The following is a 13,283-nucleotide window of genomic DNA, read 5'->3' as shown; positions in this document are numbered from 1 at the left end:
TCCTAGTAACCGGCGCCGGTGAGCATGCCGCCGTCGATGACGACCTCGGTTCCGGTGCAGTAGCTGGCGGCATCCGAGGCCAGGAAGACCGCCGCCTCGGAGACCTCGCCGGGCTGTCCCCAGCGGGGGATCGGCAATCCGGCGAAGAAGGCATTGCCGTCGACGCCCGAGCCCGCCGCCGCGGTCATCGGCGTCGCGATACCACCGGGATGGATGGAGTTGACCCGGATTCCATTCGCGCCGAGTTCGCGGGCCGCCGATTTGGTCAGTCCGCGAATCGCGAATTTGCTTGCGCTATAGGCCGATAGGCCCGCCGCGCCGACGAATCCCTCGACCGAGGAGATATTGACGATCGCGCCGCCGCCGGTCATCGCGGGCGCGGCGGATTTGATGCCGAGCCAGGTGCCGGTGACATTCACCGTCATGATCGTGGTGAAGTCCGCCAGGCTCATCTCGGCGATGCGCTGGAACCGCAGCAGGCCCGCATTGTTGACCAGCACATCGAGCCTGCCGAACTCGTCCACCGCGGTCCTTACCGCGGCCGCCCAGTCGGCCTCACTGGTCACATCGTGGTGCAGATAGCGTGCGCCGGTTTCGGCGGCCAGCTGTTCGCCCTGTTCGTCGAGGACATCGCCGAACAGCACCCGCGCACCCTCGGCAATGAATCGGCGGACATGTTCGGCGCCCATCCCGCGCGCTGCGCCGGTGATCAGCGCGACCTTGTCATCGAGTCGACCCACGTCAGGTCCGTCCTTTCTCCGGCGTCGGTTCGGACGCCGTGTGCGATTTCGACGCTATGGGCGCGGGGACGGCGCGAGCCGGAATAGTCCCATCCACCGAGACATGCACCTGACCTCAACGAGAGCATCGGAAATATTTCTACTAGGCATATTGAGAAATGGAGGCGATGCATGAAGTTCTCGATGATCTTCGAGGCACAGATGACCGACCCGTCGGCCGATCACGAACGGCAGGTGTTGCGCGACTGCGTCGAGCAGGCGGTGCTGGCCGAGCAGATGGGGTTCGACACCGTCTGGGCGGTCGAACATCACGGCCTGAAGTGGTACGCGCATATGAGCGCCCCGGAGATCTTCCTGACCTGGGTGGCCGCGCGCACCGAGCGGATCCGGATCGGCCACGGCGTGGTGTGCATGCCGTTCAACTTCAATCACCCGGTGCGCGCGGCCGAGCGCGCGGCCATGCTCGATGTGCTCTCCAACGGGCGGGTGAACCTCGGCGCGGGTCGCGGGGCCACCCCGCAGGAAACCTCTATGTGCGGTGTCGATCCCGACCGCACTTATCAGGAGGTGGAGGAGTCGCTGCGCATTATCGGCAAGGCCTGGCAGGATCCGGAGGGCGAATTCGAATGGCACGGTGAGCTGCTCGATATCGATCCGCATCCGATGCTGCCGCGTCCGGTGCAGCTGCCGCATCCGCCGCTGTTCATGGCGTGCACCAAGAAGGACACGCTGAAGCTGGCCGCCGACTACGGAATCGGCGCGCTGGTACTGGGTTTCGCGGGTGTGGAAGAGATCGCCGAACTGCGCCGCACCTATGACGCGGCCATTGCCGAGCGGACCGGAGAGAAGTTCGTCTCCACAGTGGTCAACGACCACTTCGCGGCCCTGTGCCCGACGATCGTGCTCGACGATCGGGAGCAGGCACAGCAGATCGGCGCGCGTGGGCAGCGGTTCTTCGCACAGTCCATCAAGCACTGGTACGGCGCGGGCCCGGTGCCGGACGAGGCCATCGATCCGACGGTGGACGAGGTGGCCAAGATTCGCGAGGCCGCCGATGAGCATGTGGCGTATCTGCACGAGGCGAAGATCCCGGTGAAGGCGGGGGCGACTTCGGTTTTCAATGCCGAGCACGCTTACGGCAGCCCGGAGGACGCCATCGCCTATGTGGAGCGGCTGCAAGCGGCCGGTGCCGACGAGATCCTGTGCCTGATCCAGATGGGCACGGTGCCGCAGGAGGCATGTCTGGAGACCATCCGGCATTGGGGCGAGAAGGTCATTCCGCACTTCAGAGCGCTGGAGCGTGCCGGGACAACTGAATTCGTAGGAGCTTGAGATGACCGACCTCACTGGCAAAGTCGCCCTCATCACCGGTGCCGCGCGTGGCCAGGGCGAGCAGGAAGCGCGCCTGTTCGCCGCCGCGGGCGCACGCGTCGTCCTCACCGACGTATTGGAAACCGAGGGCAAGGCGGTCGCCGAATCCATCGGTGACTCAGCCCGTTTCGTTCCGCACGATGTCAGCAGCGCCGCCGACTGGACCGTCGCCGTCGACACCGCGATCACCGAATTCGGCGGCATCGATGTGCTGGTGAACAATGCGGCGATCTACACCGCCAAACCACTTGTCGAAACCTCCGCCGCGGAGCTCGAACGTATCCTGCGCATCAACCTGATCGGCTCGTTCCTCGGCATCCAGGCCGTCGTGGATCCGATGCGGGCGGCGGGCGGCTCCATCGTGAATATCTCCTCGCAGGCCGGATTGCAGGGCCTGATGGGACATTCCGCCTATGGCGCGTCCAAATGGGCGCTGCGTGGTTTGACGAAGACGGCTGCGCTCGAGTTGGGTCCGCTCGGAATCCGGGTGAACTCGGTGCATCCGGGTCCGATCGCGACACCCATGATCGGGCATCTGGGGCTGAGCACCGGGCCGGGTAGCTTTCCCGCGCTACCGCTCGGTCGCGTCGGATTACCTTCGGAGGTGGCGGATTTGGTGGCATTCCTCGCCTCCGATGCGGCCGCGTTCATCAGTGGTGCGGAACTGGCCATCGATGGCGGATTGTCGGCGGGACAGTTCATTCCGCCGGATGCGCTGCCGCCGGTCGGGGCCGCGGGCGAGGGGTAGCCATGCCGCTGAAGTCCGAAGCCCAGATGATCGTCGATCTCGCCTCGGCGGCGTTTCCCGCGCTGGGCACCGAAGTGCTCGATGCCGCCGAGGCGCGTCGGATACTTGCCGAGCGTCCACCCGCCCGGGTCGATCCGATCCCAGTGCGGCGCGTCGAGGAGCGCTTTGTATCGGGACCTGTTGGGGCGCAGCAGGTTCGGGTCCGCATGTACTGGCCCGCTGAATCCGGTGCCGATCTGCCGGTCGTGCTGTTCTGCCATGGCGGCGGTTTCGTGATCTGCGATCTCGACAGTCACGATCAGCTGTGTCGTGCGATGAGCAATGGTGTCGGTGCGATCGTTGTTTCGGTCGACTACCGGCAGGCCCCCGAACACAGGTTCCCGGCGGCGGCCGAGGACGCGTACACCGTCCTGAAATGGATTGCGGCCCAAGCATCTTCCTTCGGGGGCGATCCCGCTCGCATCGCGGTGGCCGGTGACAGCTCCGGTGGCAATCTGGCCGCTGTCACGGCACTGCTGGCCCGGGACCGCAATGGCCCGGGCATCGCCCATCAACTGCTCATCTACCCGATGCTCGATCCGGCCCGTGACACCGCCTCCTATCGGGAGAACGCTTACGGCTACTTCGTCACCGACGACCATTTGCGCTGGTATTGGGAGCAATACCTCGCCTCGGACGCCGACGCCGAAAACCCGTACGCCGCACCGCCGCGCGCGGCCGATCTGTCCGGTCTCCCGCCCGCCTACATCATCACCGCCGAATTCGACCCACTTCGCGATGAGGGCGAGGCCTACGGTCGGCGGCTGCGGGATGCGGGAGTCGAGACCGTCACGGTCCGCTACGACGGCCAATTCCACGGCTTCTTCAGCATGGCCGACAACCTGTCAGATGCGAAAGAAGCCGCCGACCAAGCTTTTTCGGCAATGCGCCGGGCATTGGTGACACGATGAACGTCGAACGTCTCGGCACCATATTCCCCGCCGACAACCTCACCGCCGCGATAGCTCTGCTCAGCGCGGTACTCGGCACCACCGCGACATTCGTGGACGGTGATCGGTGGGCGCAATTCGATATCGGACCGACTCGGGTCATGCTCGCCGGTGCCGATGAACGCGACATCCCCTCGCTCGCGGTCAAAGTGGGCGACCTGGACGCGACCCTCGCGCGCCTGCGTGCCGCTGGTTTTCCGGCTGAGGCTCCGGTGACCGGACCCCATGAACGGCGTACCTCGGTCCGCCCGTCCCGCGAATCCCCGTGGGCGATCGTCCTGTACGAGCCCGCTGCCGGATAACGGGCAGTGTGGCTCGGATAACTCCGCGACCCGCCTTTCCATACGCTACCGTATGGGCAGTGTTCCATACGGTAGCGAATGGAGTTGGGGTCATGGTTCGAAATATCCACCAGCGTGAGTACCCGGTGCCCGCGGACCAGCTCGGCGCATTGCTCGCCAGTGCCGCCGAGCCGGACAGTCCGGTGTGGCCGCCCGGCTGGCCCCCGCTGATCCTCGACCGGCCACTCGGCGTCGGGGCCGAGGGTGGACACGGCATCATCCGGTATCGGTGTACCGAGTGGGTGCCGGGCCGCCGCGTGGAGTTCACCCTCGCGCCCGGATCTTTCCTGGTCGGTACGCACAGCCTCGAGGTGCTGGACGGCCCATGGCCGGACAGCAGCATCCTGCGCCACGAGATCGACGGCCGCCTGCGCGGTATCGGCTACCTGCTGTGGCCGCTGGCCATCCGCTGGATCCACGACGCGATGATCGAAGCGCTGCTCGACCGAACCGCGGCCTCCCTCGGCCACCCGCCCGTCACCCCGGCCCGCCCGTCCCCTTGGGTCGGCTTCCTGCGCTGGATCATGTCGCGCCGCCCATCGGCGCGGACCGCCGCACCCGCGTAGCCGGTTGAGCAGCGGCGCGCGGGGGCGCTCGTCCGTTACTGTCGCGGATAACCGGACTATGCCTCGTCTTCGGCAGGAGAGTGAGGCGCGGCAGGAGGCTGTTCATGGCGTTGTCGGTGCAGGATCGGATCGAGATCGGCGAGCTGATCGCGCTGCATGGTCATCTGATGGACGCGGGTGAGCTCGATCGGATGGACGAGCTGTTCACCGCGGAAATCACCTACGACGTGAGTGATTTCGGGTTCGGTCAGCTACACGGGATTGCGGCGCTGCAGGAGGCCGCGGTCGCGCTCGGCGATGGGAATCCGGTCGGGCATCACGTGACGAATGTGATCATCGCCGAGGTGGACGGTGCGGTTCGGGTGCGGTCGAAGGGGATCGGGATCTATGCCGACGGGACCAGCGGCAGCGTCGAATACGACGATGCGGTCGCGCGCACGGCAACCGGCTGGCGCATCTCGTATCGCCGGGTGATCGCACATCGGCTGCCGCTGGGCGGGCGGGCGACGAGGTCGGCTTAGGGCGACAAACCGACCGCTTTTCTACTTTTCTCGGCTACATATTTGTTAGCCGCATACGGACGGTCGTGCGTTGATATGGTCGCGCCATGTCGGATACGCGGGACGCTCATCTAGCAGCCGAGCCTCCCACCGACCGCAGAGTCGTGCGGCCCGGGGTCGATCCGAACCGGGTAGTGCCGGACAAGATCGAGGTCGACGACGAGGAGAAGCCCGCGCGGATCTTGCGCGGATGGGCCGAGTGGGTGGTGGCCACGGCCGCGTTCGCGGTCGCGTTGCTGGTGCTGTGGCAAGTCTTTCGGCCGCTGGCGCAGGGGAGTCAGTACTACCTGGTGATCTTCCTCGCCGGGACGCTGCCGGTGGTGTTCCTGGCCTATCGATCCGGGCTGCGATGGTTCGATCGACGGGATGGTCCGGGACCGCTCGACTGGCTGCTGGCAGTGGTCACGCTGGTGGTGTGCCTGTATCCGGTGCTGCCGATGACGATCGGATCCGGTGGAGGCGGATACAACGCGTTCCTGGATCGGCAGGGTTTGTTCGATCCGGTCGATATCGCCATGGGCACGGTGTTGTCGATATTGGTGCTCGAGGCGTGTCGGCGCACCACGGGCTGGATATTGCCCGCGGTGTGCCTGGTGTTCATCGCCTACGGCTATTACGGCGGATATCTGCCACAGCACTGGACCATCGCGCACGCCGGACTCGACTTCGGGCAGATCATCGATGCGCTCTACAACTCCGGCAGCGGGTTCTACGGAACGCCATTGGATGTCGCGGCCAGCTATATCGTGCTGTTCACCCTCTACGGCGCCGTACTCGAATTCTCCGGTGCGGCACAGTTCTTCGTCGATCTGTCGGTCGCGGCCTTCCGGCGCTCCCGCGGCGCGGCCGGCCGCACCACCGTCGCATCGGGATTTCTGCTCGGTACCGTCTCCGGATCGGGCACCGCGACCGCGGTCACGGTCGGCGCTGTCACCTGGCCGATCCTGCGCCGCGCCGGATATCCGCCGGAACAGGCGGCGGGTGTGCTCGCGGCGGCGGGTGTCGGCGCGATCCTGTCACCGCCGACGCTGGGTGTCGCCGCCTTTATCGTCGCCGAGTATCTCGATGTCTCGTATGTGACGGTGCTCGGGTGGGCGATGATCCCAACGCTGCTGTACTACTTGGGAATTCTGCTCGCGGTGGAGATCGATGCGCGCCGACTCGGTGCTGATTCGGTCGAGGTCAGCACCACCTCGGTGTGGCGGCTGCTGGCCCGATTCGGTTACCACTTCCTGTCTTTGATCGCGATCGTGGTGCTGCTGCTGGTCGGTGTGAGTGCCGCGCGTGCCGTGGTGTACGCCACCGCACTGGCTTTCGTGCTCGCCTTCCTCGATTCGCGCATCCGCGCCGAGGCCCGCTCGCCGCTACGGATCTTCCGGATGCTCGGCAGTGGTGTGCGTTCGGCGCTGCCGGTGGTCGCGGTGTGCACGTCGGCGGGGGTGGTCACCGCGATCGCCACCAAGACCGGACTCGGAGCGCAACTGGCATCCCTGCTGGTGAGCGCGGGAAAGGCGTTGTCGGACAACCACACCGTGGTGTTGGCGTGCACTGTGGTGCTCGCCGCGATCGCACTCGCGCTGCTCGGGCTCGCGGTTCCGGTGACCGCGTCCTTCATCATCGGCTGGGCGATCATCGGTCCCGCTCTGCTCGCGCTCGATGTATCCCCGCCCGCCTCGGCGATGTTCGTCTTCTACTACTCGGTGCTGTCCGAGGTGACGCCACCGACCGCCCTTGCCGCCGTGGGCGCGGCCGCCATCACCGGTGCGCGTGCGGTGCCGACCATGTGGCAGGCATTGAAGTACGCGCTGCCCGCCTTCCTGGTGCCGATTGTTTTCGTGCTCAGCGGTCCCGGCGAATATCTGCTCGGACACGGACCTTTGCTCGGTGTGCTGTGGACGACGATCGTAGCGGGGGTCGGCGTTGCCGCACTGTCCGCCGCCACCGGCGGCTGGATCCTCGGCATCGGCCCCGCCGGACTCCCGGCCCGGCTGCTCGCCGCGGTGGCCGGACTGGCGCTGCTGTACCTGGAACCCGGCGCGCTCGTCGTCGGTCTGGCCGCACTGACCGCGGCCGTCGGAGCAACGCTGCTCGCACGAAGGAGGACGACTTGAGAAGAGTTGCCATAGGATTCGCCGTCGCCGTGGTGTCGGCCGGATTGCTGACCGGATGTGGGGGCCGCCGCGACACACCGCAGTCCGACACCGGCGGCGAGGTCACCTGTGCGGTCGACAGCGAGACCCGCGTCGGCATCGCGACGGGCAATTCGACGGGCGTGTACTTCGCCCTCGGCAATGCCTACGCCGACCAGATTTCACAGGCCACCGGCGGCAAGGTGAAAGCTACCGCGGCCGAAACCGGTGCGTCGGTGCAGAATATCCAGCAATTGGTGGCAGGCACCTATCAGGTCGCGTTCTCCCTCGCCGATACCGCCGCCGACGCGGTGCTCGGCAATGCCAGCTTCGACGGCAAAAAGCAGCCGGTGCAGGCGCTTTCGCGGCTGTACCCGAATTACACCCAGGTGATCGTGCGTACCGGTGCCGATATCGAAACGGTCGCCGATCTGCGCGGGAAGCGCGTCTCCACCGGCTCGCCGAAATCCGGCACCGAGGTGATCGCCCAGCGCGTGTTGCAGGCGGCCGGGTTGAATCCGGACAACGATATCCAGGCCCAGCGCCTGGATCTGACCAAGACGGTTGACGGTATGAAGGACGGCTCCATCGACGCCATGTTCTTCTCCGGCGGCCTGCCGACACCCGGCATCACGGATCTGTTGACCTCCACCAATGGCAAGGTGCGTTTCCTCGATATCGCCGAGCTCACCGGCAGTATGCACGCGGTCAACTCGGTTTATGAGGAGGGCACGATTCCGGCCACCGTCTATGGACTGCCCGCCGATGTGAAGACCATTGTCGTGCCGAATCTGTTGCTGGTGCGCGACGATCTGGACGCGAATCTGGCGTGCGTCCTCACCAAGACGCTGTTCGATCGGAAACCTCAACTGGAACAGGCTAATTCGGCCGCGAAAGGGATAACTCGCGATTCCGCGACGATTACCGTGCCGGTGCCCCTGCATCGGGGTGCGGCTCATGCCTTGACGAAGTAGCTCACGATGTCAACGCATCGGTCAGCGTCCGAGCGGTATCGACTGTGGCGGTAATGAATTCGTCGCGTTCGGATTTGGTGGTCGATGCCCGCAGTGGGCCGGATTGGACTTCATACGCGGCCATACCTTTCGCATCGAAAACCGGTGCGGCGAGGTAACTCAGCGGGAGTTCGGCATCGGAGTCGAGTTCGGCCTTGGTGAACGGCCGCGAGGTCAGAAATGCGAGGCGGCGAAGGGCACGCGTGCGCAGGTGCGGCTGCACGAGTTCGGTACCCATGGCGCTGAGCAGGTCGGCGAGGAGTTCGACCGTGCCCGCGTCGTCGGTGCGTGGACGGAACAGGGCCACGCCGCGATCACGGACAAGGGTGAGCAGTCCGCTCGCGATGCGGCGGTCGGAGTCGGGTGCGGTGGCCAGCCAGGTGTTCTGCTCGGCCGCCGAACGCCACGGCATCACGCTGGCTCCGGCCGGAAATTGCATCGGGATGCGATGGCCGACCGGGATGCCGGGGACGACGCGTTCGGGCCCGTGGCGCACATCGAGCACGGTGAGGTGATCGGGCTCGATGCGACTCAACGTCGCGCCGTAGCCGGTCCGCGCGGTGAGTTCGGCGAGGATATCGCCGAGGGCGTGCGGCAATGCGGGGCCGTGCAGATTCGCCAGCGTCGGACCGAGCCCGTATCCGCGGCTGGAGTCGCGTCGCACCCAACCGGCCGAATCCAGTTCGGCCAAGATCGCCGTTGCGGTCGCGCGGGCGATATCGAGGCGGTCGGCAATGCCCGCGACGCTGATCGGCTCCGGCGACGCGGCCAGCAGTGACACGATATCGATGACGCGGCGGGTCGGCGGGGATGGGGACCGGTCCGACATGTGCAACCCCTTGTGCGGTTCTACGGGACAGCTCTACGATGACGAATATTACAACAGGTAGCGTCGAATATTCGACAGTGGGAGCGCGCATGATCCTGGACAGATTCCGAATCGATGGACAGGTCGCCGTCGTGACCGGCGCGGGGCGCGGCCTCGGTGCCGCGATCGCGGTGGCCTTCGCGGAGGCGGGTGCGGATGTCGTCATCGCATCCCGCACCAAGAGTCAGCTGGACGAGGTCGCCGAACAGGTGGCGGCGGTGGGCCGCCAAGCCCACGTGGTGCCCGCGGATCTGAGCGATATCGAGGCGACAGCCGGACTGGCCGCCGCGGCCGTCGAACGCTTCGGGCGGCTCGATATCGTTGTCAACAATGTCGGCGGTGCGCTGCCGTGCCCGCTGCTCGATACCACGCCGGATGCGCTGGTGGAGGCGTTCAACTTCAACGTCACCAATGCGCACGCGCTGGTCCGCTCGGCGGTGCCGAAGATCCTCGAAACCGCCGGTGGCGGTTCGATTCTCAATATCACCTCGACCATGGGCCGGCTGCCCGGCCGCGCCTTCGTCTCCTACGGAACGGCGAAAGCGGCACTGGCGCACTACACCCGGTTGGCGGCGATGGATCTGAATCCGCGCATCCGGGTGAATGCCATTGCGCCCGGGTCGATTCTGACCTCCGCATTGGAGATCGTCGCTGGCAATGACGCGATGCGCACCGAGCTGGAGACCAAGACGCCACTACACCGCATCGGCGAACCCGAGGATATCGCCGCCGCCGCCCTGTATTTGGTGTCGCCCGCCGGGAAGTACGTCACGGGCAAGGTGCTCGAACCCGACGGTGGCCTGATCGCGCCGAATCTCGATCTCCCGCTTCCGGATCTGTCATGAGTTACCGCGTAGTCCAATGGGGCACCGGGAATGTGGGCGCACATGCCTTGGCGGGTGTGATCGCGAATCCCGATCTGGAGCTGGTCGGGGTGTGGGTGTCGGGTCCGAAGAAGGACGGCCTCGATGCGGGAACCATTGCCGGACTGGATCATCCGGTCGGCGTCACGGCGACCACCGATACCGAGGCGATCCTGGCCGCGAAACCCGACTGTGTCGTTTACTGTTCGATGACCGACAACCGCCTGCTGGAGGCGGTCGAGGATCTGCGCAGATTGCTCAGCGCGGGCATCAATGTGGTGGCGTGCGCGCCGGTGTTCTTCCAGTACCCGTACGGCGTGCTGCCCGACGAACTGCTGAAGCCGATCCAAGAGGCTGCGGCACAAGGGAATTCGTCGCTGTGGGTGAACGGCATCGATCCCGGTTTCGCCAATGATCTGCTGCCGCTCGCACTCGCGGGCACCTGCCTGCGCATCGATCAACTGCGGTGTCTGGAGATCGTCGACTACGCCAGCTACGACAACCGCGAGGTCATGTTCGACATCATGGGCTTCGGTAAACCGCTGGATGAAATCCCGATGCTGTTGCAGCCGGGGGTGTTATCGCTCGCGTGGGGCGGCACCGTGCGCCAGCTGGCTGCGGGTATCGGCGTCACCCTCGACGCCGTCACTCAGACCTACGAGCGCATCCCCGCCCCGGAATCCTTCGATATCGCCACCGGTCACATCGCCGAAGGTACCGCTGCCGCACTGCGTTTCGAGGTCCGCGGCATGGTCGGCGATGAGCCCGTGACGGTGCTCGAGCACGTCACGCGCCTGCGTCCCGACCTGTGCCCCGACTGGCCGCAACCCGCCCACCACGAGGGCTCCTACCGCGTCGAGATCACCGGCGAGCCGAGTTACGCGATGGATCTGGTCACCTCGAGTCGCAACGGCGACCACAACCACGCCACCCTGCTCGCGACTGCCATGCGCATCGTCAATGCCGTCCCGGCCGTGGTCCAGGCCCCATCGGGCATCCTCACCGCTCTCAACCTGCCGCTCATCACCGCACCCGCTACTCGCCCCGCGTAGTTGCTCGGGGATTCGCACCTGGGGTGCGAATCCCGGAGTGGGCGGGTGTTACCGGGCTAGGGCTGCGAGGGCGCGGTCCACGTCGGCGGCGCTGTTGTACAGGTGGAACGAGAAGCGGAGCCCACCGCCTCGCGCCGAGGTGAGTACCCCTGCCTCCTCCAACCGGGGTGCCGCATCGCCCGCGCCCGACACCGCGACAATCGCCGAATCGGCCGGTACCGACTGGAAACCCAGCTCCGCCAATCCATTTCGGAATCGGGTGGCGAGATCGCGGTTGTGCGCGCCGATCTTGTCGACGGTCAGCTCTTCGATCAACGACAGCGCGGACAGTGTGGCGATGACGCCGACCCAGTCCGGTGTCGAATCGAAACGCCGTGCGGTGGTCGGCAGCGCGATCGGGTCGTACAGTTCGGCCCACCGATCGGCCGCCGCGTACCAGCCGGGGCTGATCGGACGCAGTTGCGCGGCCGCTTCCGGCGGCGCGGCGAAGAAGGCCACGCTGCGCGCGCCGATCAGCCACTTGAATGTCGCGCACACCCAGTAGTCGGCGTCGACGAAACGTAGTGGCACCCAACCGGCGGCCTGGGTGGCATCGGCCAGCAGTCGGGCATCATGCGCCAGAGTTGCCGCGCGCAGCATCGGCAGATCGACGGTCCGACCGTCCTTCGACTGGACCACGCTCACCGCCACCAACGCCGTCTCGGGCCGGACCTCATCGGCGATGCGCTCCAAGGGCACGAACCGGACCTTCAGGTCACCGCGATGCACGAAAGGCATGGAAACAGAGGAGAATTCGCCTTCCGCGAGCAATACCTCCGCCCCCGGTGGCAGCGCGGCGACCACCGGCGCGATCAACCCGGCGACGGTGCCGCCCAGTGCGATATCGTCGGCCGAAGCGCCCGCGAGCAGTCGCGCGAATCCGGCCCGCAGTTCGGGTACCAGATAGTCCCGCGTCGTCGGTGCCGTACGCCCCGCCGCCCAGAGCGCGTTGAACTCCTGCAATGCCGCCAATGTTCGCGCGGCGGGCAAACCGTGGGATGCGGTGTTCAGGTAGGCGGTTTCGGTCGTGAATTCAGTGGGCGCAAGGGGGGACATACTCCCACCCTGCGCCGCCGCTGCGGCTCCGGTCGAGTGCCACCGGAAAGATAGTGGCCTCAAATCCGGTGCGCTGTCCTATTTCTGTGCCGCCCACATGTTCGACAGCAGTTGGTAGCTGGGGGTGTCGGCGAGGGCCTGCATCGATTCGTAGATGCGCTGGTAACTGGTCGAGGTGATGCGCCAGTGGCCGTCCGGATCGAGTCGGTAGGTGTCGGAGTAGTAGCCCGCGCCGCGGATGAGGATGCCGTATTCGGTGGCGATCACGGTGTCCTCGAAAGCCCATGAGCCGGTTGCGGTATCGCCGTCCACGGTGATCTCCGGATGGTTCGCGATATGAGTGGTGACCACGGCGGGGCCGAGGTTCTCGCGCATGAAGGCGGTGACGGCGTCGCGGCCGTCGAGGGTCAGCGGTTCACCGAGGGCGTGGGTGCCGTAGCGACCTGCGACGTCGACGGCGAGGGTATCCCCGAAGTCGTCCCATTGTTTGAGATCGAGGGTCCGGAAGTAGCGGTACTTGAGCTGGCGGACGGCTTCGATGGCGGCGAGATCCATCCGTTCAGCTTGGCATTTGCCGGCGCCTCAGACAAGAACCTGTTCTACTTTCTTCGGGCTTCGGCGGCATGGTTCGCCAGCGCGTCGAGTACAGCGATCCGGCTGGCAGGCACCTCGATATCCATCGCGATGACGTCTTGGCCCGCGGCGATGAAGCTGAAGTCGAAGAATCCGCAGCAGGAGCTCTCGCGGGCGGCGAGGTCGCGGGCGGTGGTTTCGTGGGTTGCGGCCAGTTCGAGTCGCACGCGGGTCGGTGCGATGCGTTCGATTCGATGCAGCGCGGCGGCGAAGAGATCGGTGAATTCGGCCATGCGCAGCGGTTGCTCCGCCGTGGGCAATGTGCAGGCATCGGGTACCCAGAGCAGGTTTTCGCTCATTCCGGTCACCTTGTCA

The 13,283-nt window shown here is 66.0% G+C and carries 15 protein-coding genes; 10 read left to right on the top strand and 5 right to left on the bottom strand.

The features are described 5' to 3' along the window. Nucleotides 1–2: 2 nt before the first annotated feature. Nucleotides 3–740, bottom strand: a complete 738-nt coding sequence (locus tag ACQP1T_RS23405) for a glucose 1-dehydrogenase (protein ID WP_433755172.1) — start codon at nt 738–740, stop codon at nt 3–5. A 171-nt stretch (nt 741–911) separates the two neighbouring features. On the opposite strand from ACQP1T_RS23405, the gene ACQP1T_RS23400 reads away from it, so the two are divergent. The 8 genes from ACQP1T_RS23400 to ACQP1T_RS23365 all read left to right on the top strand — a co-directional run bounded on the left by ACQP1T_RS23400 (nt 912) and on the right by ACQP1T_RS23365 (nt 8,418). After that, nucleotides 912–2,072, top strand: a complete 1,161-nt coding sequence (locus ACQP1T_RS23400; RefSeq protein WP_433755171.1) for an LLM class flavin-dependent oxidoreductase — start codon at nt 912–914, stop codon at nt 2,070–2,072. Between the two features lies 1 nt (nt 2,073). Then, nucleotides 2,074–2,859: a glucose 1-dehydrogenase gene (locus ACQP1T_RS23395; RefSeq protein ID WP_433755170.1), complete on the top strand. Its 786-nt coding sequence runs from the start codon at nt 2,074–2,076 to the stop codon at nt 2,857–2,859. A 2-nt stretch (nt 2,860–2,861) separates the two neighbouring features. Beyond that, nucleotides 2,862–3,809, top strand: a complete 948-nt coding sequence (locus ACQP1T_RS23390) for an alpha/beta hydrolase (protein WP_433755169.1) — start codon at nt 2,862–2,864, stop codon at nt 3,807–3,809. Continuing rightward, complete coding sequence (locus ACQP1T_RS23385) at nt 3,806–4,150, top strand: VOC family protein (protein WP_433755168.1); 345 nt, start codon at nt 3,806–3,808, stop codon at nt 4,148–4,150. The genes ACQP1T_RS23390 and ACQP1T_RS23385 overlap by 4 nt, the downstream gene beginning before the upstream one ends. A 92-nt stretch (nt 4,151–4,242) precedes the next feature. Further along, a complete protein-coding gene (locus tag ACQP1T_RS23380; protein ID WP_433755167.1) occupies nt 4,243–4,755 on the top strand; it encodes an SRPBCC family protein in 513 nt (170 codons plus the stop codon). Between the two features lie 104 nt (nt 4,756–4,859). Next, nucleotides 4,860–5,276 (top strand): nuclear transport factor 2 family protein, encoded by a 417-nt coding sequence (locus tag ACQP1T_RS23375; RefSeq protein ID WP_433755166.1) that lies wholly within the window; start codon nt 4,860–4,862, stop codon nt 5,274–5,276. Between the two features lie 86 nt (nt 5,277–5,362). Further along, a complete protein-coding gene (locus ACQP1T_RS23370) occupies nt 5,363–7,426 on the top strand; it encodes a TRAP transporter permease (protein ID WP_433755165.1) in 2,064 nt (687 codons plus the stop codon). Further along, nucleotides 7,423–8,418: a TAXI family TRAP transporter solute-binding subunit gene (locus ACQP1T_RS23365; protein WP_433755164.1), complete on the top strand. Its 996-nt coding sequence runs from the start codon at nt 7,423–7,425 to the stop codon at nt 8,416–8,418. Before ACQP1T_RS23370 ends, ACQP1T_RS23365 begins: the two co-directional genes overlap by 4 nt. A 1-nt stretch (nt 8,419) precedes the next feature. On the opposite strand, the gene ACQP1T_RS23360 is transcribed toward ACQP1T_RS23365, so the two are convergent. Further along, nucleotides 8,420–9,286, bottom strand: coding sequence for a helix-turn-helix domain-containing protein (locus ACQP1T_RS23360; RefSeq protein WP_433755163.1), 867 nt, complete (start codon nt 9,284–9,286; stop codon nt 8,420–8,422). Between the two features lie 89 nt (nt 9,287–9,375). On the opposite strand from ACQP1T_RS23360, the gene ACQP1T_RS23355 reads away from it, so the two are divergent. Beyond that, complete coding sequence (locus tag ACQP1T_RS23355; protein ID WP_433755162.1) at nt 9,376–10,170, top strand: SDR family oxidoreductase; 795 nt, start codon at nt 9,376–9,378, stop codon at nt 10,168–10,170. After that, the gene (locus ACQP1T_RS23350) at nt 10,167–11,240 is read left to right on the top strand and encodes an NAD(P)H-dependent amine dehydrogenase family protein (protein WP_433755161.1); all 1,074 of its coding nucleotides are present in this window, start codon (nt 10,167–10,169) and stop codon (nt 11,238–11,240) included. The genes ACQP1T_RS23355 and ACQP1T_RS23350 overlap by 4 nt, the downstream gene beginning before the upstream one ends. Nucleotides 11,241–11,288: 48 nt before the next feature. On the opposite strand, the gene ACQP1T_RS23345 is transcribed toward ACQP1T_RS23350, so the two are convergent. From ACQP1T_RS23345 to ACQP1T_RS23335, 3 genes are all read right to left on the bottom strand, one after another. After that, nucleotides 11,289–12,335 (bottom strand): aminotransferase class V-fold PLP-dependent enzyme, encoded by a 1,047-nt coding sequence (locus ACQP1T_RS23345; RefSeq protein WP_433755160.1) that lies wholly within the window; start codon nt 12,333–12,335, stop codon nt 11,289–11,291. A 78-nt stretch (nt 12,336–12,413) separates the two neighbouring features. Then, nucleotides 12,414–12,890 (bottom strand): nuclear transport factor 2 family protein, encoded by a 477-nt coding sequence (locus ACQP1T_RS23340; protein WP_433755159.1) that lies wholly within the window; start codon nt 12,888–12,890, stop codon nt 12,414–12,416. Nucleotides 12,891–12,934: 44 nt separating this feature from the next. Beyond that, nucleotides 12,935–13,267, bottom strand: coding sequence for a hypothetical protein (locus ACQP1T_RS23335; RefSeq protein ID WP_433755158.1), 333 nt, complete (start codon nt 13,265–13,267; stop codon nt 12,935–12,937). Nucleotides 13,268–13,283: the final 16 nt, after the last annotated feature.

The organism is Nocardia sp. CA-135398, assembly GCF_050955845.1.
GTDB lineage: Bacteria > Actinomycetota > Actinomycetes > Mycobacteriales > Mycobacteriaceae > Nocardia.
Note: the sequence above shows the minus strand (reverse complement) of the source record. Positions and strands in the feature narration are given on the sequence as shown.

Bases quoted from the DNA above. Each gene is read 5' to 3' on its own strand.
- ACQP1T_RS23400 (WP_433755171.1), top strand. From the start codon at position 912: ATGAAGTTCTCGATGATCTTCGAGGCACAGATGACCGACCCGTCGGCC.
- ACQP1T_RS23395 (WP_433755170.1), top strand. From the start codon at position 2,074: ATGACCGACCTCACTGGCAAAGTCGCCCTCATCACCGGTGCCGCGCGT.
- ACQP1T_RS23390 (WP_433755169.1), top strand. From the start codon at position 2,862: ATGCCGCTGAAGTCCGAAGCCCAGATGATCGTCGATCTCGCCTCGGCG.
- ACQP1T_RS23385 (WP_433755168.1), top strand. From the start codon at position 3,806: ATGAACGTCGAACGTCTCGGCACCATATTCCCCGCCGACAACCTCACC.
- ACQP1T_RS23380 (WP_433755167.1), top strand. From the start codon at position 4,243: ATGGTTCGAAATATCCACCAGCGTGAGTACCCGGTGCCCGCGGACCAG.
- ACQP1T_RS23375 (WP_433755166.1), top strand. From the start codon at position 4,860: ATGGCGTTGTCGGTGCAGGATCGGATCGAGATCGGCGAGCTGATCGCG.
- ACQP1T_RS23370 (WP_433755165.1), top strand. From the start codon at position 5,363: ATGTCGGATACGCGGGACGCTCATCTAGCAGCCGAGCCTCCCACCGAC.
- ACQP1T_RS23360 (WP_433755163.1), bottom strand. From the start codon at position 9,286: ATGTCGGACCGGTCCCCATCCCCGCCGACCCGCCGCGTCATCGATATC.
- ACQP1T_RS23355 (WP_433755162.1), top strand. From the start codon at position 9,376: ATGATCCTGGACAGATTCCGAATCGATGGACAGGTCGCCGTCGTGACC.
- ACQP1T_RS23350 (WP_433755161.1), top strand. From the start codon at position 10,167: ATGAGTTACCGCGTAGTCCAATGGGGCACCGGGAATGTGGGCGCACAT.
- ACQP1T_RS23345 (WP_433755160.1), bottom strand. From the start codon at position 12,335: ATGTCCCCCCTTGCGCCCACTGAATTCACGACCGAAACCGCCTACCTG.
- ACQP1T_RS23340 (WP_433755159.1), bottom strand. From the start codon at position 12,890: ATGGATCTCGCCGCCATCGAAGCCGTCCGCCAGCTCAAGTACCGCTAC.
- ACQP1T_RS23335 (WP_433755158.1), bottom strand. From the start codon at position 13,267: ATGAGCGAAAACCTGCTCTGGGTACCCGATGCCTGCACATTGCCCACG.